Here is a 21,676-nt window from a genome sequence, read left to right on the forward strand (position 1 = left end):
GGCAGCGCCCGTTACACCGTGAGGTAAGCGTCATGAATCGTCTGTTGTCCGTCGTCGCCCTGGGTGGTGCCGTGTTGCTGGCCGGCTGCGTCGCACCGTCGGCCAAGCCCAACGACCCGTACTATGCGCCCGTGCTGCCACGCACCCCGCTGCCGTCGGCGGCCAACAACGGTTCGATCTACCAGGCCGGGTTCGAACAGAACATGTACGGCGACCGCAAGGCGTTCCGGGTCGGTGACATCATCACCATCACCCTCAACGAGCGCACCTCGGCGAGCAAGAACGCCGGTTCGCAGTTGCAGAAGAACAGCAAGGCCAACCTCGGTCTGACCTCGTTGTTCGGCACCACCCCGAACACCAACAACCCGTTCGGCGGCGGCGACCTGTCGCTCAATGCCGGCTATAACGGTGAGCGGACCACCAAGGGCGCCAGTCAGGCCAGCCAGGGCAACACCCTGACCGGCTCGGTCACCGTGACCGTGGCTGAGGTGCTGCCCAACGGCATCATCGCCGTGCGCGGCGAGAAGTGGATGACCCTGAACACCGGCGAAGAGCTGGTGCGCATCGCCGGGCTGGTGCGTGCCGACGACATCGCCACCGACAACACCGTGCCGTCCACCCGTGTGGCCGACGCGCGCATCACCTATTCGGGCACCGGCTCCTTCGCCGACGCCAGCCAGCCCGGGTGGCTGGACCGCTTCTTCATGAGCCCGCTTTGGCCCTTCTGAGTACGGATGACCATGTTCAACGCCAGGCAGTTGATTGCCGCGACCTTGCTCCTGACCTTCGCCGTCGCCGCCCAGGCCGAACGGCTGAAGGACATCGCCAGCATTTCCGGCGTGCGCGCCAACCAGTTGATCGGCTACGGGCTGGTGGTGGGGCTCAACGGCACCGGTGACCAGACCACCCAGACGCCGTTCACCCTGCAGACCTTCAACAACATGCTCTCGCAGTTCGGCATCAAGGTGCCGCCGGGGTCGGGCAACGTGCAGCTCAAGAACGTCGCGGCGGTGTCGGTGCATGCCGACCTGCCGGCGTTCGCCAAGCCGGGGCAGGTGATCGACATCACCGTGTCCTCGATCGGTAACTCCAAGAGCCTGCGCGGCGGCAGCCTGCTGATGACGCCACTCAAGGGTATTGACGGCAACGTCTATGCCATCGCCCAGGGCAACCTGGTGGTCGGTGGCTTCGACGCCGAAGGTCGCGACGGCTCCAAGATCACCGTCAACGTGCCGTCAGCCGGACGCATTCCCGGCGGCGCCTCGGTCGAGCGCGCGGTGCCGAGCGGCTTCAACCAAGGCAATACCCTGACGTTGAACCTCAACCGCCCCGACTTCACCACGGCCAAGCGCATCGTCGACAAGGTCAACGAGCTGCTCGGCCCGGGCGTGGCCCAGGCATTGGACGGCGGATCGGTACGCGTCAGCGCGCCGATGGACCCCAGCCAGCGCGTGGACTACCTGTCGATCCTTGAGAACCTGGAGATCGATCCCGGCCAGGCCGTGGCCAAGGTCATCATCAACTCGCGCACCGGCACCATCGTGATCGGCCAGAACGTGAAAGTCTCGCCAGCCGCCGTCACCCACGGCAGCCTGACCGTGACCATCACCGAAGACCCGATCGTCAGCCAGCCAGGGCCGCTGTCCAACGGCCAGACCGCCGTGGTGCCGCGCTCGCGGGTCAACGCGCAGCAGGAAGCCAAGCCGATGTTCAAGTTCGGCCCGGGCACCACGCTGGACGAGATCGTCCGTGCGGTGAACCAGGTCGGCGCAGCGCCGGGTGACCTGATGGCGATCCTCGAAGCCCTGAAACAGGCCGGCGCCTTGCAAGCCGACCTGATCGTGATCTGAGGAACCTGGCGATGACCCCCAAGAGCCTGGTTTCTGGCAGCGCCGACAGCGGCGCCTACACCGACCTCAATCGCCTGAGTTCGCTCAAGCACGGCGACCGCGACAGCGAGGGCAACATCCGCAAGGTGGCCCAGGAGTTCGAATCGCTGTTCATCGGCGAGATGCTCAAGGCCTCGCGCAAGGCGGGCGATGTCATGGCGGCCGACGACCCGATGAACACCGAGACGGTCAAGCAGTACCGCGACATGTACGACCAGCAGTTGTCCGTGAGCATGTCCCGCGAGGGCGGCGGTATCGGTCTGCAGGACGTGCTGGTGCGCCAGTTGTCGAAGAACAAGGCCGCGCGTCCCAACACCAGTCCGTTCCCGCGCGTGGACGGCAATGCGCCGGCGCTGTGGGGCACCAAGGTGGTCGCCGCGCCGCAGGCGATGGAGTCCACGTCGACCCGCAACGACGTGGCGGCGCTCAATGCGCGGCGCCTGTCGCTGCCCGGCAAGCTCACCGATCGCCTGTTGGCCGGCATTGTGCCGTCGGCGAGCGCGCCTGCGGCGGCTGGCAACGCAGCGGCACTGCCGCAACGCGGCGACATTCCCCCGGCGGCGTGGCCACTGGCGACTGGGAACCGGCGCAAGCGTTCGCCGCGCCCGGGCGTGACCTGCAGATCCTCGGCCGCGCCGTGGCCCAGCCACCGCTGGCGCCGAAGAAAGCGTTCGCCGACAGCGACGCTTTCGTCGCCACCATGCTGCCGATGGCCGAGCAGGCCGCCAAGCGCATCGGCATCGATCCGCGCTATCTGGTGGCCCAGGCGGCCCTGGAAACCGGCTGGGGCAAGTCGGTCATGTGCAATCCCGACGGCAGCAGCAGTCACAACCTGTTCGGCATCAAGGCCACCGGCAACTGGCAGGGCGGCGAGGCGCGGGCGATCACCAGCGAGTTTCGTGACGGCCAGTTCGTCAAGGAGACGGCGGCGTTCCGCTCCTACGCGTCGTACCAGGACAGCTTCCACGACCTGGTCAGCCTGTTACAGAACAATTCGCGCTATCAAGCTGCGGTGAACGCAGCCGATAAACCGGAACAGTTCGTGCGAGAGCTGCAGAAGGCGGGGTATGCCACCGACCCCAACTACGCCAGCAAGATCTCGCAGATCGCACGACAAATGAAGTCGGACACGAGCTACGCAATGCTCGGGACCACCACGCAACTTTAAGGGCAGCGAAACATGGCGAGCTTGATCAACATTGGCATGTCCGGGCTGGGCGCCGCGCAATCGGGGTTGCATACCCTGGGTAACAACATCGCCAACGCCGATGTGGACAGCTACTCTCGCCAGCAGATCGTGCAGAAGACCAAGGGCTCGCAGCAGACCGGCACGGTCTTCATGGGCAGCGGCACGACCTTGGCCGACGTGCGCCGGGTGTACAACGCCTTCCTCGAGAACCAGCTGCGCACCACCACCTCGTTGTCCAGCGACGCCACCTCGTACCTCAAGCAGATCGCTCCGCTCGATACGGCGCTGTCGAGTGCCGACACCGGCATCACCGCAGCGCTGAAGGGCTTCTTCAACGCCATGCAGGACGCGGCGGCCAAGCCCAACGAGGACGCCTCGCGGCAATTGCTGCTGACCGGCGCGCAGACCTTGGCCAAGCGCTTCAACAGCCTGTCCTCGCAGCTCAACCAACAGAACGCCAACCTCAACGCCAACATGGCGTCGATGGCCGACCAGGTGAACAAGCTCACCACCACCATCGCCCAGTTCAACGAGCAGATTTCCCGTGTCTCGGCGATCCAGGGCCAGCCCAACGACCTGCTCGATCAGCGCGACGGTGCGGTGCGCGAACTGAACAAGCTGGTCGGCACCCAGGTGGTCGAGCGCGAAGGCAACTACGACATCTACTTGCCCAACGGCCAGGCGCTGGTGCTCGGCAAGACCACCCAGGCCCTGGAAGTGGCGCCGGGGCGCGACGATCCCACGCGCATGAGCCTGGTCATCAACCGCGGCAGCACCAAGATGGACATCACCGCCTCCACCACCGGCGGTGAGCTCGGCGGCCTGCTGCGTTACCGCAAGGAAACCCTGGACCCGGCGCTCAACGAGCTGGGCCGCGTGGCGCTGGTGATCTCCGACGCGATCAACAGCCAACTGGGGCAGGGCATCGACAAGAACGGCGAGTTCGGCGCGCTGCTGTTCGGCGACATCAACAGCGCCAAGGCCGTCAGCGAGCGCAGCATCGCCCGACAAGGCAACAGCGCCGGTTCCGGCAACCTCGATGTGACCATCAAGGACAGCGGCAAGCTCGGCACCAGCGATTACCAGGTGACCTTCACCAGCGCCACCGGCTACAACGTGCGCAAGCTGCCCGATGGCACCGGTATGGGCAATTTCGACCTCACCGACAACCCGCCCAAGGTGATCGAAGGTTTCAGCCTGTCGCTCAACGGCGGCGCGGTGTCCGCCGGTGACAGTTTCAAGATCACCCCGACGCGCAATGCCGCTGCCGGTATCCAGGCGGTGCTGACCGACCCCAAGCGCCTGGCCATGTCCTCGCCACTGAGTGTGGTCAACGGCGCGGGCAACCAGGGCACCGGATTGGTCAACCAGCCGACCCTGACCTCCAAGCTGGACATCTACAACGCCACCGACCGCGCCGAGTTGCAGACGGGCCTGAAGTACTCCACGCCGGTCAAGCTGGTGTTCGGCGACGACTCCGCCTCGCCCCAGGGCTACACCCTGTACGACGCCAAGGGCAATTCGATCGGCACCGGCACCATCATCCCCGGCCAGAGCAACAAGCTGCAGCTTTCGGTGCCGATGGTCGACGGCTCCGGCAACCCGATCATGGACGGCGCCACCCAGCGTAATTTCACCTTCGAGATGGACGTGTCGGGTGCGCCGAAAAGCGGTGACAACTTCACGGTGTCGCTGACCGCCGGCGGTTCCTCCGACAACCGCAACGCCCAGTCGATTCTCGACCTGCAAACCAAGGCCACGGTGGACGTCGGCGCTGACGGCCGTGGTATCAGCATGACCGACGCCTACGCCAAGCTGGTGTCCAACGTCGGCGGCAAGGCCAGCCAGGCGAGCATGGACATGGATGCCACCGACGCGTTGCAGAAGTCGGCACTGGAAGGGCGCGACAGCGTCTCGGGTGTGTCGATCGATGAAGAGACCGGCAACCTGGTCAAGTTCCAGCAGTACTACACCGCGTCCTCGCAGATCATCAAGGCGGCCCAGGCCACCTTCGCCACCTTGATCAACAGTCTTTGAAGGAGACGTAGACCGTGCGCATTTCCACTTCGCAGTTCTACAACACCAGCAGCACCAACAACCAGCGCAGCTTCGGCAACCTGGTCAAGACCCAGCAGGAAGCCACCGATCTGGTCCGCGTGCGTACCGCCGCCGACGATCCGGTGGGCGCCTCGCGGCTGCTGCAACTCGATCAGCAGAAGAATATGCTGGACCAGTACAAGACCAACACCACCAACGTGCGCAACGCGCTGGGCACGGCAGAGAGCACGCTCAACGGCATCAGCAACATCCTGCAGCGTGTCAACGAACTGGCGGTCAGTTCCGGCAACGCCGGCTTCACCGACGACGACCGCAAGGCCAATGCCGCCGAGCTGAAATCGCTGGAGGAGCAATTGTTCTCCCTGATGAACAGCCGTGACGAGAACGGCAAGTACCTGTTCTCCGGCTCCAAGGGCGACACCCCACCGTATGCCCGCAACGCTGACGGCACCTACAGCTATCAGGGCGACCAGAGCCAGCTCAAGCTACAGGTCGGTGACATGCTCAGCCTGGCGACCAACGAGACGGGCTACGACGCCTTCGAACAGGCGCTCAATACCAGCCGCAGCCAGACCCGCCTGACCTCGCCGGCGGTGGACGACGGACGCGTGAGCCTGTCTGATGGGCAAGTGTCCGGCAGCGCCACCTACAACGACCGCTTCCGCGGCGGCGAGCCGTACAACATCGAGTTTCTCAGCAGCACCCAGTACCGCATCCTCGACGCCGGTGGTAACGATGTCACGCTGGAAGCCTCTCAGGGCGGCAAGTTCGATCCCAAGAGCGACAACCCTTCGATCTCTTTCCGCGGAGTGGACCTGCGTCTGGGCATCAGCCTCAAACCGGGCGACCAGGCGAACCCGGATGCAGCCATCGCAGGGCACACCTTCAGCCTGAGCTCCAAGGCCGACTCTATCGCCGGCACGCGCAGCCCCGGCAACAGCTCTTCGGCGCAGGTGACCGGCGCTACCATCAGCAACCAGGGCCAGTACAACGCCTCGTTCCCGAGCGGCGGTGCGGTCTTGAAGTTCACCAGCGCCACCGACTTCGAGCTGTACGCCGCACCGATGAGCGACAATAGCCGCCCGATTTCCAGCGGAACGCTGTCAGGTTCAACGGCGACCGCCTCGGGGGTGAGCTTCCAACTATCGGGCACCCCCAGTGCCGGTGACGCGTTCGGCATCAAGGTCGATACCCATCAGACCCAGAACGTACTCGACACCATCGGCCAGTTGCGCGCGGCCCTGAGCTCCCCTGTGGACAGTGATCCGACGGCCAAGCGCAACTTCCAGGCCGCCCTGGATTCGGCGATCGGCAATGTCCGCAGCGCGTCCGATCAGGTCGCCTCGTCCATCAGCAGCATCGGTGGCCGCGGTGCGGCGCTGGACGTGCAGTCCGAGACCAACGAGGCGCTGACCACCGAGAACGCCAAGACCCAGAGCTCGATCCGCGACAGCGACCCGGCATCGGTGATGATGCGCCTGCAGATGCAGACCAACATGTATCAGGCTTCGCTGCAGTCCTACGCCAAGATCGCCAGTTTGTCGTTGGTCAATTACATCTGATCGGCTCGGCTGTCATCGGTCCTGCATGGCCTGTCCAAGGCCATGCGCGGGCTTTTTTTCAAGGTTCTACACCGTGAATCATTCACCCCTCGTCAGCATCGCGATCCCTGCCTTCAATCCAGACTTCCTGTCCAACGCGTTGCTCAGTGCAGTCAAGCAGGACTATCCCCATCTCGAAGTCGTAGTGTGCGATGACAGCGGCGGCGACGAGATACGGCGGATCATCGACGACGTGAGCGAGCAAACGGGCTTTGCCATTCACTACAGCCGTAATCCGCAACCCCTGGGATTTGCGCGCAATCTGTTGAAGTGTCTGGAAAATGCCAGCGGTGAGCTGATCAAGTTCCTGTGCGACGACGATCTGCTGTTCAACAACTGTGTCGGCTTGCAGGCGGCGCTGATGCAGACGCACACCGACGTGAGCATGGTCATCTGCCAGCGCATGTTGTGCGCCGCCGACGATACCTTCCTGCCTTCGCGCATGCTGAACATGTTCCTGTGCCCGGAAGATGCCGTGGTCAAAGGCTCCGATCTGCTCGAGGCCGTGCATGCGACCGGTTCGAACATTTTCGGCGGGTTGAGTCATACGCTGATGCGCCGCGCGCTGGTCGAGCAATTCCTGCCTGCGCTGGTGGACGCGGGGTTCGCAGCGCGTCTGGATATCGCGCTTTATCTGTGCCTCATGCGCCGTGGCAACCTGGGGCATCTGGAGCGGTTCCTGAGCCTTGAACGTCTGCATCCAGGGCGACTGAGCCATCAGGCCAGTATGACCTTGGCGTATCCGACCGAGACCCTCTGGATCAAGGGCATGCTCGAGGCACGTAACAGCGAAGCGGCGCCGGCCAAAGGCTGGGTACGCTATCAGCCGCTGCGCCACTACAGCGATGGTCAGGTACCTGAGTGGGAAGAATACGACCTCAATGGCCTGCGCTCGCTGCAGGAGGCGAGGGTCAACCAGCAGTTGGGCAGCGATTGCCTGTCGTTCGAGGACGTGTATGCACAGTGGTTGGACTCGCGCGCGCTGACCACGGCCCAACTCAACCTTTTGCCCAAGCGCTTCGAGCGCTGGCCTTCGCGGCCGCGCATTGTTCCAGTGATCTGGGCCGGGGAAGATCAGGCATTGGCCCTGCGTGCAACCCTCGACAGCCTCGCGGCGCAGTCTTACCCGCCTTCGGCTTGCTGGGTGCTGGCTTCGGGAGCGCTGAGCGTGCCCGAGCGCGACGGCGTTCAATGCCTGCGCATCGCCGATCATGGCCTGGGCCAGTTGCAGCAGCAGGTGTCACTGGGCGATGCCGACTGGATCTTCCTGGTGCAGGCAGGTGACCGCCTGGTGCCGCACGCCTTGGCGATCATGGCAGAGAGAATGGCGCTACGCGAGCGGGTCTGCCTGTATGTCGATGAGGGCAGTCATGCGACTTTGCAGCCGACCCAACCGCTGTTCAAGCCGGACTTCAACCTCGACCTGATGCGCAGCCTGCCTTATGTAGGGCGGCTGCTTGCCTTCGAGTGCCAGGCGTTGTTGGCCGTTGGCGGGTTCGACGCAGACTTCGATCTCATGGCGCCCCATGATCTGTTCTGGCGGCTGGCCGAGCACCGCGGCCTGCACGTGATCGAGCATGTCGATGAACTGCTGGTGCACTGCCAGTGGGACTTCAGCCAATGGCTGAGCCACCCGCGCTGCGTGATCCAGGCACCGCGTGTCGTGCAGGCGCACTTGCAGCGCTTGGGCGTACAGGCGCAGGTCGTCGGTGCCAGCGATCAGGCCCTCTGCCGTGTGAGCTACCGGCACGACGTGCAGGCAAGCGTGTCGATCCTGGTGACTGTTGGGGATGATCTGGGGACGCTGAGGCAGTGTGTCGAGTCGTTGTTCGAGCACACTGCCTATGCGGCGTTCGAAGTGTTGCTGATTGCCGCAGCCGACACCCCGTTGCACGTGCGCCAGTGGTTGGACGCGATGCTCACCCTGGGCAGCGACCAGTTGCGGGTCATCGAGGTGTCGGCTGGCAGTCGTGCTGCTCGTCTGAACGAGGCGAGCGTCGCCGCGCGGGGTGATTACTTGCTGATGCTCGACAGCGCCTGTGTAGCGTTCGATGCGCACTGGCTGCCGGAGATGATGGCGCAGGCCCAGCGCCCCGAAGTCGGGGTGGTAGGGCCGAAGTTGTGCGATCCGTCCGGGGCTGTGGTTGCGGCCGGTCTGGTGCTGGGACTGCATGGTGAGGCCGACAGCCCGTTCGTCGGCATGCCCAGGGACGCCAATGGCTACCTCTATCGACTGACGTGTGTGCAGAACTGCAGCGCGGTGTCCCTGGACTGTCTGCTGGTGCGCCGCGAGCTGATGCAGACGTTGGGCGGCTTCGACACCCATGCGCTGGCCGCGAGTTTGCAGGATGTCGACTTCTGCCTGCGAGCGGGCGAGCAAGGTTATCTGGTGGTCATGACGCCTGCGGCAGTGCTGGCCCAGGTGCCACGCGCCGGGGGCAACGCGCAGGTCAAACCAGGGCAGGGCGACCGCGACCTGTTCTATCAACGCTGGCTGGCCAAGGTCGCCCGTGATCCTGCCTACAATCACAACCTGAGCCTGGGCATGACCAGCTTCAGCCTGGAGCCTGGTTTACGCACGGGCTGGGACCCTTTCATCGAGCGGGTGCTGCCTTCGGTGATGGCGCTGCCGATCAACGCCTCGGCGGTCGGTCACTACCGCGTGTCGCAACCGTTTCATGAGCTCGAAGCGGCAGGCTGGATTCAGGGCGGGCAAAACTATCGCCTGCCTGACCTGATTGAGCTGGAGCGGGAAAAGCCCGATGTCATCGTCGTGCAGTACCGTAGCCGCATGAGTTCAGTGGAGGAAATCGGGCGCTTGTTGCGCGCCTCCCAGGCGCGACGTATCTACGAAATCGACGACTACATCATTGGTGTGCCGGAACGTAACGATCACTCGCGCAACATGCCGGCCGATATCCGCGAGGCCGTCAGGCTGGGCATTTCCATGTGCGACCGGGTGGTGGTCTCGACCCAGCCGTTGGCCGATGCACTGTCGGACCTGCACACGGATATTCGCGTGGTGCCCAACATGCTGGCCGCTTCGTTGTGGGCGGGCTTGTCCAGCGAACGACAGACCACCGCTCGACCTCGGGTCGGCTGGGCCGGTGGCACCAGTCACCGCGGCGACCTCGAAGTGTTGCTGGAGGTGATCAAGGCCCTGGCCGACCAAGTGGACTGGGTGTTCTTCGGCATGTGTCCGGAAAGCCTGCGCCCCTACATCAAGGAGTTCCATGCGGGCATACCCATGTCCCACTACCCGGCCAAGCTGGCGAGCCTGAATCTCGATCTGGCGCTGGCGCCGCTGGAACAGAACCTGTTCAACGACTGCAAGAGCAATCTGCGACTGCTCGAGTACGGCGCCTGCGGTTTCCCGGTGATCTGCACAGACACACGTGCCTATCAGGGCTACCTGCCGTGCACGCGGGTGGCGGGAAACACCACGGATGAATGGCTCGAAGCCATTCGCATGCACCTGGCCGACCCGGTTGCCAGCTACCGTCAGGGCGATCAACTGCGTGAAATGGTGCTGCGCGACTACGTCCTCAATGAACGGCACCTGCAACACTGGGCCAATGCCTGGCTAGCCGACTGAAAGGCCGCGCCGACCCTTGGGCGCGCGGCCACACTGACATCCGAGCATCGGGTACATCATGACTGGAGATACATCCATGAACACTACGTCGCCACTCGATACCTGCGTGATACTGCTCGGCAGCCTGGACCTGGCATACCGCGACCGGGCGATTGCCTACCATGCGCAGCAAGGGTTGAGCACGCGTGTGATCGACGCAGGCGAGGGCACCTCGACGCCTCGGTCACTGTTGCAGGCACTCGACCAGATCGAAGCCGCGTTCGTGGTACTGGCCGATGACAGCGACTTCCTGCTGCCCGAAGCCCTGCAGCAGGCACATGCCTGGCTACGCGCGCATCCTCAAGCAGCGGGCGTGCAGGGTTACGCCCTGGGTATGCGTCCAGGCAACGGTACGGTGAGCTACCTGCGTTTTGGCGAAACGGCGCATGAGCAGTTGGAAGAACAGGGCGTGCGCGAGCGCGTCTTGGCCCATGCTCGAAGTGGCCTGCAGCCCTGGCGAGCCCTGCTGCGTGTCGACGCATTACGTGCCGCATTGGCCGAGGCCGAGGTGCAACAGGACTGGCGAATAGGATTGTCGCTGGCGCTGCTGTACCGATTCGAGCTGCCAGTGCTCGAGCACACGCTGCTCGTCAGCGAATGTCGTGGCGACCACCCGGATGCCGATGCGTTGGCGCCGACCCTGCGCGCCTTGCGCCAGTGGGATGAGCAGCAGGGTGGTCATTTCGACGACGAGGAGGGCTTCGCTGTGCTGCGTCAGTTCGTACTGGCGACGGCCGCAGCGGGCGAGCAGCCCCTCGTGTTCGAGTCGCCATGGAGCAGCGTCGAACAGGCGCCGGTGCGTCAGTTCGAGGCGCGTCAGTTTGTGGAGCTGCCTTACTACAACGCCCAGGTGTTTCGCCAGTTGACGGCCCTGGAGTTTCTCGTACATGCCTGGCCAGTAGGGCGCCAGCATCTGCGAGCCGTCGAGGGCGCCTGGGTTCGCCAGCGCGATCTGCTTGTGCGTCAGGCCAATGACAGTGCGCAATCACTGTGTGCCCGATATTGGGAGGCGCTGTCGATCAACCTGTTCTCGCCGCAGGTGTGCCGATCGCTGCTGCAGGTGCTGGACGACGATCAGTCCGAGGTGCGTGCCGAGCTTGGGCGTTGGCTTGACCGTCTGGAGCAGGTGCCGGCTCCGGAGGTGTCTGCACAATTGGCGGAGACGCCTTCTGGGCGGGTACTCGAGGCGCTGGCAGCGGCGACCTTGAGCAGTGCTGCGAAGCAGCGCGTGCACAAACGCATTGCGGCCAGCAAAGCGCTGCGCATCGGCCTGTTCGTGCTCGACCTGGATGACGATGACGCGGCCCTGCAGCGCACCTTCGACAGCATCGTGCTCAGCGGTCTTCGCGATGTTCGCATCGTGGTGCTCAAGGCGGGCAAGCTGCCTGCGATCACCACCGTCAGGGACACCCTGCACTTCGTCAAAGTCACGGCTGAAAATGTTGTTTCACACCTCAACCATCTGGCTGGGCAACTGCCCTGCGAGTGGCTGATGCGCTTGCAGGCCGGTGACGAACTGGCAGGCAGTGGCTTGCTGCGCCTGCAACTGGAGCTGGCCCAGGCGCAGGGCGTGAAGGCGGTCTGCGGCAACGACGTGCAGCGTGATGAGGACGGTCGCCTGGTGGCAGTGCTGCGTCCAGGCGCGGACATCGACCTGCTGCGCAGTCGTCCTGACCTGATGGCGCCGCACTGGCTGCTGCAGCGTGACACCCTGATGCAGGTGGGGGCTTCAGTGAGACCTGCCATGGCGCGCTCGATCTGGATGTGCTGCTTCGGGTGATCGAGGCCCAGGGCATGGCCGGCCTGGCCCACATCGAAGAGTTCCTGGTCATCGGCCGCAATCAGCGTGAAACGATGCTGGACGATGCCGTGGCCACCGAAGGCCGGCACCTGAGCCAGCTCGGCTACGCGGGTAAAGTCGAGGTCGGCTACGAGGGACGCTTGTTCCTCGACTTCCGCCACCCGTCCACGCCGATGGTCAGCATCATCCTGGAGGCGGGGGACGACATGCAGCGCCTGGCCGCGAGTCTTGCCAGCATTCAGCAGCGCACGCGTTATCCACGTTACGAAGTGTTGGTGATCACGCGTGGTGAACAGGGGCAGGAGGCGAGCCTGGGAGGGCGTGCGCGAATGCTGTCGTGTTCGTCCAGCGTGCTCGGCGAGCGACTGAGCCAGGCGGTCGGGCAGGCGCGTGGAGAGTATCTGGTCTTCATCAGCGACCGCTGCCAGGTGTCCAGCCCAGGGTGGATCGAAAGCTTGCTCAATCAGGCGCAGCGGCCTGAAGTGGGTCTGGTCGGTTGCCAGATGCATGATGAACTCGGGTGCGTCAGCCATGCCGGGTATGAGTTGCTCGACGGCCAGCAGGTGCACGCCAGTTGGCTGGGGCTGCCGGTGGAGGCGCGAGTCCAGGCCCTGGGTCTCGATGTGGTACGGGGCTGCCAGGCGGTTTCTGGCGACGGGCTGATGGTGCGCAAGCAGGTGCTGGAGTCGCTGGGTGGGCTGGGACTGGACGACGCCTGGGCGATCAAGCTGTGCTTGCAGGTGTCCCAGGCGGGGCTGCTGGTACTCATGGCGCCTCAAGCGCAGTTGGTCAACCCAGGTGTTCCCGTACTGTCCGAACAGGTGTGTGCGTCGCTCGTCGAACAAGCGCCCTGGGCCTTCAGCCGTGGCCTGGCAATCGACGGCGCAGTGGGCTTGATCCAGCCGGTCGATTCACGCGGGCCACAGTGGCTGCGCGCGCTGGACTGAACCGCGGCGCCTTGGTGACCTGAGCCGGCCGTTCGCACCGGCGTCAGGTCACCGCTGCACATCCCTGTCGCTCTCGTCCTCCGGGTGTCGGGTTGTGCCTTCCCCGGCCCCGCGCCGGGCATCTTGCTCTCCCCCCATCATCGGCGCCTTCGCTGTAGGCAAGTTGGCAGTCTTTTTGCTACGACTGCTCAAGTTGCTGAATTGGTCAGTATTTTGTCAGCCCGGTCCTGGGTAGCGACCTTCCAAGGTAAGTCGACAATGAAAACAGTCATCCTGGCCGGCGGCCTGGGTACTCGCATCAGTGAAGAGTCCCATCTGCGTCCCAAGCCCATGATCGAGATCGGCGGCAAGCCAATCATCTGGCACATCATGAAGATCTATTCCCACTACGGGATCAACGACTTCGTGATTTGCCTGGGCTACAAGGGCTACGTGATCAAGGAGTACTTCGCCAACTATTTCCTGCACATGTCCGACGTGACGTTCGACATGTCGGAAAATCGCATGCACATCCACAACCGTAACGCCGAACCCTGGCGTGTGACGCTCGTCGATACCGGGGAGAGCACCGCCACCGGTGGGCGGATCAAGCGCGTGCGCGACTACGTCGGCGACGAGACGTTCTGCCTGACCTACGGCGATGGCGTGGCCGACGTCGATGTCGCCGCCCTTGTCGACTTCCACAAGCACCACGGCAAGCTGGCCACCGTGACCGCCGTCCAGCCTCCAGGGCGCTACGGTGCCCTCGATGTGCGTGGAGAGCAGGTCCAGGGCTTTCAGGAAAAACCGTTGGGCGATGGGGGCTGGATCAATGGCGGCTTCTTCGTCCTGGAGCCTGGCATCTTCGATTACATCGAGGGCGCCGACACCACCTGGGAGTACGAGCCCATGCGTGCGCTCGCCCAGCACGGCCAATTGATGAGCCACAACCATCGGGGTTTCTGGCAGGCCATGGACACGTTGCGTGACCGCAATTACCTCGAAGAGCGCTGGAAGTCGGGAGAGGCGCAGTGGCGAGTCTGGTCCTGAGTCGCGAGTTCTGGACCGGGCGACGGGTCTTCCTCACCGGTCACAGTGGCTTCAAAGGTGGATGGCTGGCGCTCTGGCTCAGTGAGCTGGGGGCCGAAGTGTGGGGCTATTCCCTGGCGCCGCAAGGCGAGTCGACACTCTACGCAAGCCTGCGCCTGGACGGACTGACGTCGGGTGAATTCGCCGATGTTCGCGACGCTGATCATCTGCTGCGCAGTCTCCAGGCGTTTCGCCCCGAGGTGGTTCTGCATCTGGCGGCGCAGCCCCTGGTACGCGAGTCCTACCGCGCGCCAGCCGACACCTATGCGACCAACGTGACCGGTACGCTGAATCTGCTCGAGGCGGTGCGTCAGTGCGACGCTGTGCGCGCGGTGCTGGTGGTGACCAGCGACAAGTGTTACGAGAACCGCGAATGGTCGTGGCCGTATCGCGAGCAGGATGCTTTGGGCGGGCATGACCCCTATAGCAGCAGCAAAGCCTGCGTCGAGGTGCTGTGCGCTTCATGGCGGGCGTCGTTCCTGGCCGAATGCGGTATCGCTTTGGGCACTGCGCGGGCGGGTAATGTGATCGGGGGCGGCGACTGGTCGGTCGATCGACTCCTGCCGGACATACTGCGCGCCTGGGACGACGGGCAGTCCTTGACCCTGCGCTACCCAGGCGCGGTGCGCCCCTGGCAGCACGTGCTCGATCCATTGCACGGCTATCTGCTCTTGGCCCAGGCTTTGGTCGAGCGGGGTCAGGCCGTGGCTCAGGCGTGGAACTTCGGTCCCGACAGTGCGGGTACGGCCAGCGTGGCCGAGGTGGTTGAGCGCATGGCCGCGCTCTGGCCCGAACAGGCGCGTTGGTCCATTGAGGCGCACGAGCAACCCCATGAAGCCGGGCTGCTCACCCTCGACTCCTCCCGAGCCCGCCGCACCTTGGGTTGGCAGCCCCGATGGGACCTGCCACAGACCTTGCAACGAACCCTCGATTGGCATCGCGCCTGGCGCGAAGGCCAGGACATGCAGTGTTACAGCCGCGTACAGATCGCGGCCTTTGAAGGCGAGAACCGATGACTGATCAGACGGCGCAGCAACTGCGCCAGCAAATTGCCGAACTGGTGGGCCGATACGCAGAACTGGAGTTGGCCACGTCGCCTTTCGTGCCCGATCAGCAGGCGGTTCCGCCCTCCGGCAAAGTGATCGGCGCACCGGAACTGCAGGCCATGACCGAGGCGGTGCTCGATGGCTGGCTCACCACCGGACGCTTCAATCAAGCGTTCGAGAAGCGTCTGGCGCGCTATCTGGGACGTCGCGGTGTGCTCACCGCCAATTCGGGTTCCTCCGCCAATCTGCTGGCGTTTTCCGCGCTCACGTCGCCGCGTCTGGGCGATCGCGCCATCGGGAAAGGCGATGAGGTCATTGGCGTTGCCGCCGGCTTCCCGACCACGGTCAATCCGATCCTGCAGTTCGGTGCGGTTCCGGTCTTTGTCGACATCGAGATGGGCACCTACAACATCGATGCTTCGCTGATCGAAGCGGCCATCACACCGCGTACCAAGGCGATCATGCTCGCGCATACGCTGGGCAATCCGTTCAATCTCAAGGTCGTGCGGGAGCTGTGCGACCGCTACGGACTGTGGCTGATCGAGGATTGCTGCGATGCCCTGGGTGCCACCTACGACGGCCGTCAGGTCGGGAGTTTCGGCGACCTGGGTACGCTAAGCTTCTATCCCGCCCACCACATCACCATGGGCGAGGGCGGCGCGGTCTTCACCGATTCGCCCTTGCTCAAGCGTATCGTCGAGTCGTTCCGTGACTGGGGACGCGACTGCTATTGCGGCCCGGGCGAAGACAATACCTGCAGCAAGCGCTTCTGCTGGCAACTGGGCGACCTGCCGCAAGGGTACGATCACAAGTACACCTACTCGCACCTGGGCTACAACCTCAAGATCACCGATATGCAGGCCGCTTGCGCGTTGGCCCAGATGGATCGCCTGGACGGCTTCATCGCGGCCCGCAAACGCAACTTCGAGTGGCTCAGCGAACGCTTGGCCGGCAGCGTCGAGCAACTGATCCTGCCCCAGGCAACCCCCAACAGCGATCCTTCCTGGTTTGGTTTTCCGCTGACCTTGCGCGACGGGTGTGGCACCGAGCGACTGGACCTGCTGCGTCATCTCGATGCACACAAGATCGGCACGCGTCTGCTGTTCGCGGGCAACCTGACGCGCCAGCCGTACATGAAAGACCAGAGCTACCGAGTGGCCAGCGATCTGAGCGTGACCGAGAAGGTGATGAACGACACCTTCTGGATCGGCCTGTGGCCGGGACTGTCGGAGGATCACCTGGAGCACGCGGCGCGCCACATCGAGACCTATGTGCGGAGGCTGCGCTGATGCGTGCCTACATCCTGTGCGGCGGCTTCGGCACGCGGTTGCAGAGCGTGGCCCAAGGCGGACAGAAAGCGTTGGTCGCGGTGCAGGGTGTGCCGTTTCTACAAGGAGTGCTGACGCAACTGGCGCAGGCCGGTATCGACCAGGCCGTGTTGTGCGCGCATTACCGCGCCGACCAGATGGTCGAGCAAATGCCGAGCTTGAGCCGTGCCAGTGGCCTGGCGCTGCGCCTGGTGGTCGAGGCAGAGCCGCTGGGCACCGGTGGCGCCTTGCTCAACGCCTTGCGCGAGCAACCGGCCCAGGCGCGCTACTTGGTGATCAATGCTGACACCTACCTCGATGCGCCGGCCTACCGTCTTGCAGTCGAGGCCCCTGGCAACGCCATCCTTGGCGTCAGTGTCGATGACCGCAGCCGCTATGGCAGCCTGCAGGTCGATGCCGCAGGGCGCTTGTGCGCTGTCCAGGAGAAGGGCGTCAGCGGCCCTGGGCTGATCAATGCCGGTGTGTACGCCTTCACCGCATCGGCATTCGCCGGTCATTGCGTGCAAGCCTGTTCGCTGGAGCGTGAACTGCTGCCTGGCCTGTTGAGTCGTGGGCCGATGGGGGTCTGCCAGTACCAAGGGCGGTTCATTGATATCGGCACGCCTGAATCGTTCGCTCGCTACGCCAATGACTTCCACAGGAGCGTCACCCCATGACGTCACTCGTCCAGACACTGAGCGTCAGTGAGCGTCACAGCATTCTCGATGCCGTCGAACGCATCGAAGCGGGCGCTCTGCAGATCGTCTTCGTCATCGATGACAGCGGGCGACTGGTGGGTGTGGTGACCAATGGCGATGTCCGGCGACACCTGTTGCAAGGCGGACAGACCGATCTGCCGGTTACCGCGTGCATGAACCGGCAGTTCCGCGCCGTGCCGGTCGGTACCGCGCGCGAGGAATTGCTCAAACTCTTCGATCTGGGCTACATCGCCTTGCCGGGCGTGGACGCCGACCAGCGTCTGGTGGAGGTCTACACCCGGCAGCTCGCGGCCAGTCCCGAGGTACCGGTACTGGCAAGGGCGCGCGCGCCGGTGCGCATGAGCTTCTGCGGCGGCGGTACCGATCTGACGTACTTCTTCGTCGATCATCCGGCAGCCGTACTCAGTTGCACGGTGGGGTTGTATGCCCATGCGACGCTGGTGCCGCGCAATGACCGCAAGATCAACATCCATGCCGAGGACCTGGGGCGCGAAGAACACTTCGATGCCTTGGCCGACTTGCTGGAAGCCAACGACAAGAGCCTGTTGGCCACCATCATCGCGGTAATCAAGCCCTGTTACGGCTTCGACCTGTTCCTGCGCTCGGATTTCCCGGTCGGCTCGGGGCTGGGGGGCTCTTCTGCGGCCACCACGGCCACGATCGCGGTGTTCAACGAACTGCGTCAAGACCGTTGGAGCACCTATGAAATCGCCGAGCTGGCGTTTCAGGCCGAGCGCCTGTGCTTCGGTATCGCCGGCGGCTGGCAGGACCAATACGCTTCGGCGTTTGGCGGCTTCAACCTGATCGAATTCGAGAACCAGCGCAACCTGGTGCACCCGATCAGGCTGGAGGAGGCGATCCGTAACGAATTCGAGTCTTGTCTGCTGCTGTGCAATACCGGTATTTCCCACGACTCCGGGCAGCTTCACGAGCAGCAGCGAGAGGAAATCGAGGCGCAGGACAACCAGACCGACCTGTTGCATGCCAGCGTGACGCTGTGCAGACGTATGCACCGCCATCTCATCCGCGGCGAGTTGCAGGGCGTCGGCCTGTGCCTGGACGAAGCCTGGCGCTTGAAAAAGCGTTTTTCCTCGGGCATCAGCCACGGTCGTCTCGATGGCATCTACGAGGCCGCCATCGCCGCCGGCGCGGTGGGCGGCAAGCTGCTCGGCGCGGGCGGCGGCGGCTTTTTCCTGTTCTATGTGCAGCCTCAATTGCGACAGCGCGTGGTCCATGTGCTGAACGGTTTAGGCTGCCAAACCCAGAATTTCCGCTTTGAATCCAGCGGCGTAACCTCATGGCGAGCGAAAATCCAATGACTTCCATTCTTCTCGACGGCACCCCGCTGGGCGGCGAGCGCGTCTATGTCATCGCCGAAGTGGGCAACAACCATAACGGCTCACTGGAGCTAGCGCGTCAGTTGGTTGACGCGGCCATCGAGGCCGGCGCGGATTGCGTCAAGTTCCAGTTGCGCAATCGCGAGGCCCTGTACCGGCGCAAAGCTGATGGCTCCCGAGCCGAAGACCTGGGTGTCGAGTACATCCAGGACCTGCTGGACAAGGTCGAGCTGAGCCTGCAAGAGCACCGGCAGGTGCGTGAGTATTGTGCGGCCAAGGGCATTACCTACCTGTGCACGCCCTGGGACGAACCCAGTGTCGACGCGTTGGCCGAGTTCGATGTGGCAGCGCTGAAGATCGCCTCGGCGGACCTGAGCAACCCGTATCTCATCGCCAAGGCAGCCAGTCTGGGCAAGCCGTTGATCCTGTCCACCGGCATGTCGTTCGAGCATGAGATCGTGCGTGCCATCGAACAGCTCAAGGCGTTGGGCACCCCCTTCGCCTTGTTGCACTGCAACAGCGCTTACCCGGCCCCGGAATCCGATATTCAACTGGGCTACCTGCGGCGCCTGCAGGAGCTGCACGACCTGATCGGTTATTCGGGTCACGAGCGTGGCACTGCCATCACGCTGGGCGCCGTGGCGCTGGGGGCCAAACTGGTGGAGCGGCACATTACGCTCGACCGTGACATGGAAGGCCCGGATCACCTGGCTAGCCTGGAGCCGCTGGAGTTTCGTCAGTTGGTCGAGGGCATCCGCCAGTTGGAATTGGCGCTGCCTTGGCAGGGGCCTGGACGTCACGCCAGCCAGGGCGAGCTGCTCAACCGCGAGAACCTCGGCAAGAGCGTCATCGCGGCGCAGGACATCGCCCAAGGCTGCGTGCTCCAAGCGCACATGCTACGTGTCGCCAGCCCTGGTCAGGGCCTGCCGCCTTATCGTTTGCCCGAGTTGCTGGGCAAGCCGGCGCAGCGCGACATCGCGCTGGGCGACTTCCTGTTCGAGAGCGACTTGCAGGCACAGCAGCCTCAACAGCCTCTGCGTTTTCAGATGCCGATTCGCTGGGGCGTGCCGGTGCGTTATCACGATTTCCTCGATTATCGTCGGCGCATTCAACCGGATTTGTACGAGTTCCACCTGTCATACCGCGACCTCGGGCTGGCCCCCCAGCCGTTCCTGGCCCCGGTCGACTGCTCGCGCCTGGTGGTTCACGCGCCGGAGCTGTTCGAGAATAGCGAACTGCTGGACCTGGTGGCCGATGACCCGGCTTATCGCCGACGCTCGATCGACAACCTGAAACGGGTGGTGGAGGCGACCGAACAGATCGGCGCGTTCTTCCCGAACGCCGATGCGCGGTTGATCGTCGCCAACATCGGCGGCTTCTCCGCCGATGCGCCACGCCCGTTGGCCATGCGCGAGCAGTTGTACGCGCGCTTCTATGAATCCTGCGCCCAGATCGATTTCGGCAGCACCGAACTGATCCCGCAGAACATGGCACCGTTCCCTTGGCATTTTGGCGGACAGCGCCACCAGAACATTTTCATGATGCCCGACGAGTTGGCAGCCCAGGCCCGCGACAGCGGCCTGCGCCTGTGTCTGGACCTGTCTCACCTGCAGATGACCTGCTTCCATTTCGCGCTGGACTTCCAGAAGGCGCTGGCGCTGCTGCTGCCGTACTCGGCGCATTTGCACGTGGCAGACGCCAAGGGCACCAATGGCGAAGGGGTGCTGATGGGGACCGGCGATATCGACTGGCCGCGCGCCTGGGCTCAGATCAAGGCGCATCCGCAGGTGAGTTTCATTCCGGAAGTGTGGCAGGGCCACAAGGATCATGGTGCCGGGTTCTGGTCGGCGTTGCGTTATCTGCAATCTCTTTGAGGTTTCATTCATGTCTGCCGAATCTCTCGAACAGCGTCTTGAGCACTTGTTGAACGAACCTTTGGGGTCCGTTCGATCGCGTCAATCCACTACCCTGGAGCGTCTGCTTGGCGGGCTCGATCGCCCGATTGTCCTGTTCGGTGCCAGTCACCTGGGCAGGAAAGCTCAAGCCGTGCTCAAGGCACTGGCGCGCGCGCCCGCTGCATTCATGGATAACAACCCCGCGTTGTGGGGGACGACTATCGACGGCGCGCCGGTGTATAGCCCCGCGCAACTGGCCGAGCACTACGGCCAAGCGCTGCCAGCGGTGATCTGCACGATCTGGAGTGGCCATATTCACGATGGCATGGCTGATCGGCTTGCGCCTCTGCGCGCACTTGGCTTCGAGCGCATCGCATTGTTCGGACACTTGGCCTGGCGTTATCCCGAGCAACTGCTCCCACATTACTGCATGGATCTTCCCGAGCATGTGCTGGGTGAGGCTGATGCGATCCGCCGCGCATTCGCACTGTTGAGCGATGAGCCGTCAAGGCAGTTGTTCGTCGACCATGTTCAGTGGCGACTGCATCTGGATCATGATTTGCTGCCGACTTCATCTGCGTTGCACATTTATTTCGATGCACATTTCACCACCTTTCGCGAGGATGAGGTGGTGTATGACCTGGGTGCCTTTAACGGCGACACGCTGGAAGGCTACCTGGCGACCGGGCGTCATTATCGGGAGTATCACTGCTTCGAACCGGTTAGCCGCAACTTCGAGGCCCTGAATGCATGCATGCAGCGAATCGATCGACCTGGGCTGTTCGCCCATCGCATGGCAGTGGGGGATCGGCTTGGCGAAGTAATGATGGAAGCGGCAAATGGCCCTTCCTCACGTGTTGGATTAGGCGACGAGCCAGTGCCCATGACGACCCTGGACGACCTGGCTGCCGGGCTGACATTGCCTACGTTCATCAAGATCGACATCGAGGGATTCGAACCCCAGTGCCTGGCAGGCGCTAAACAGTTGCTCATGCGACATCAGCCTGTGGTGGCCGTCAGCGTCTACCACGAGCAGAACCACCTTTGGCGCATCCTCCTGCAACTGCATGAATACTGTGCTGACTATCGTTACAGCCTTTGTGGGCACGTGAGCGATGGCTGGGATCTGGTGCTCTACGCCGTACCTGCCGAACGTGTTCCCTCCTTTTCGAGCTTCGAGTGATT

14 protein-coding genes and 1 pseudogene are annotated in these 21,676 nt (G+C 63.7%); all 15 read left to right on the forward strand.

The window, feature by feature from the left end:
- The first annotated feature begins 32 nt into the window (after positions 1-32).
- The 15 genes and pseudogenes from flgH (at position 33) to GKC70_RS08280 (ending at position 21,674) form a co-directional block, all read left to right on the forward strand.
- Complete coding sequence (gene flgH, locus GKC70_RS08210) at positions 33-728, forward strand: flagellar basal body L-ring protein FlgH (protein ID WP_342651022.1); 696 nt, start codon at positions 33-35, stop codon at positions 726-728.
- Between the two features lie 6 nt (positions 729-734).
- Complete coding sequence (locus GKC70_RS08215; protein WP_162889550.1) at positions 735-1,850, forward strand: flagellar basal body P-ring protein FlgI; 1,116 nt, start codon at positions 735-737, stop codon at positions 1,848-1,850.
- A gap of 11 nt (positions 1,851-1,861) precedes the next feature.
- Positions 1,862-3,057: pseudogene (flgJ, locus tag GKC70_RS08220) on the forward strand (flagellar assembly peptidoglycan hydrolase FlgJ).
- Positions 3,058-3,069: 12 nt separating this feature from the next.
- Positions 3,070-5,115 carry a flagellar hook-associated protein FlgK gene (gene flgK, locus GKC70_RS08225; RefSeq protein WP_342651023.1) on the forward strand — a complete coding sequence of 682 codons (2,046 nt, stop codon included), beginning with the start codon at positions 3,070-3,072 and terminating at the stop codon, positions 5,113-5,115.
- Positions 5,116-5,129: 14 nt separating this feature from the next.
- Positions 5,130-6,698: a flagellar hook-associated protein 3 gene (locus GKC70_RS08230; RefSeq protein ID WP_342651024.1), complete on the forward strand. Its 1,569-nt coding sequence runs from the start codon at positions 5,130-5,132 to the stop codon at positions 6,696-6,698.
- A 73-nt stretch (positions 6,699-6,771) separates the two neighbouring features.
- The gene (locus tag GKC70_RS08235; RefSeq protein WP_342651025.1) at positions 6,772-10,332 is read left to right on the forward strand and encodes a glycosyltransferase; all 3,561 of its coding nucleotides are present in this window, start codon (positions 6,772-6,774) and stop codon (positions 10,330-10,332) included.
- A 76-nt stretch (positions 10,333-10,408) separates the two neighbouring features.
- Positions 10,409-12,151: a hypothetical protein gene (locus GKC70_RS08240; protein ID WP_342651026.1), complete on the forward strand. Its 1,743-nt coding sequence runs from the start codon at positions 10,409-10,411 to the stop codon at positions 12,149-12,151.
- Positions 12,136-13,119: a hypothetical protein gene (locus GKC70_RS08245; protein ID WP_342651027.1), complete on the forward strand. Its 984-nt coding sequence runs from the start codon at positions 12,136-12,138 to the stop codon at positions 13,117-13,119. The genes GKC70_RS08240 and GKC70_RS08245 overlap by 16 nt, the downstream gene beginning before the upstream one ends.
- Before the next feature lie 258 nt (positions 13,120-13,377).
- Complete coding sequence (rfbF, locus tag GKC70_RS08250) at positions 13,378-14,148, forward strand: glucose-1-phosphate cytidylyltransferase (protein ID WP_342651028.1); 771 nt, start codon at positions 13,378-13,380, stop codon at positions 14,146-14,148.
- A complete protein-coding gene (gene rfbG, locus GKC70_RS08255; RefSeq protein ID WP_342651483.1) occupies positions 14,139-15,203 on the forward strand; it encodes a CDP-glucose 4,6-dehydratase in 1,065 nt (354 codons plus the stop codon). Before rfbF ends, rfbG begins: the two co-directional genes overlap by 10 nt.
- On the forward strand, positions 15,200-16,522 hold the full coding sequence (gene rfbH / locus GKC70_RS08260) for a lipopolysaccharide biosynthesis protein RfbH (RefSeq protein ID WP_342651029.1): 1,323 nt from the start codon (positions 15,200-15,202) through the stop codon (positions 16,520-16,522). The genes rfbG and rfbH overlap by 4 nt, the downstream gene beginning before the upstream one ends.
- Entirely contained in the window at positions 16,522-17,217 is a 696-nt protein-coding gene (locus tag GKC70_RS08265; protein WP_342651030.1) for a sugar phosphate nucleotidyltransferase, read from the forward strand. Before rfbH ends, GKC70_RS08265 begins: the two co-directional genes overlap by 1 nt.
- A complete protein-coding gene (locus GKC70_RS08270; RefSeq protein WP_342651031.1) occupies positions 17,214-18,578 on the forward strand; it encodes a CBS domain-containing protein in 1,365 nt (454 codons plus the stop codon). Before GKC70_RS08265 ends, GKC70_RS08270 begins: the two co-directional genes overlap by 4 nt.
- Entirely contained in the window at positions 18,575-20,470 is a 1,896-nt protein-coding gene (locus GKC70_RS08275; protein ID WP_342651032.1) for an N-acetylneuraminate synthase family protein, read from the forward strand. Before GKC70_RS08270 ends, GKC70_RS08275 begins: the two co-directional genes overlap by 4 nt.
- Before the next feature lie 10 nt (positions 20,471-20,480).
- Complete coding sequence (locus GKC70_RS08280; protein WP_342651033.1) at positions 20,481-21,674, forward strand: FkbM family methyltransferase; 1,194 nt, start codon at positions 20,481-20,483, stop codon at positions 21,672-21,674.
- Positions 21,675-21,676: the final 2 nt, after the last annotated feature.

The organism is Pseudomonas sp. REB1044 (assembly GCF_038813925.1).
Lineage (GTDB): Bacteria > Pseudomonadota > Gammaproteobacteria > Pseudomonadales > Pseudomonadaceae > Aquipseudomonas > Aquipseudomonas boreofloridensis.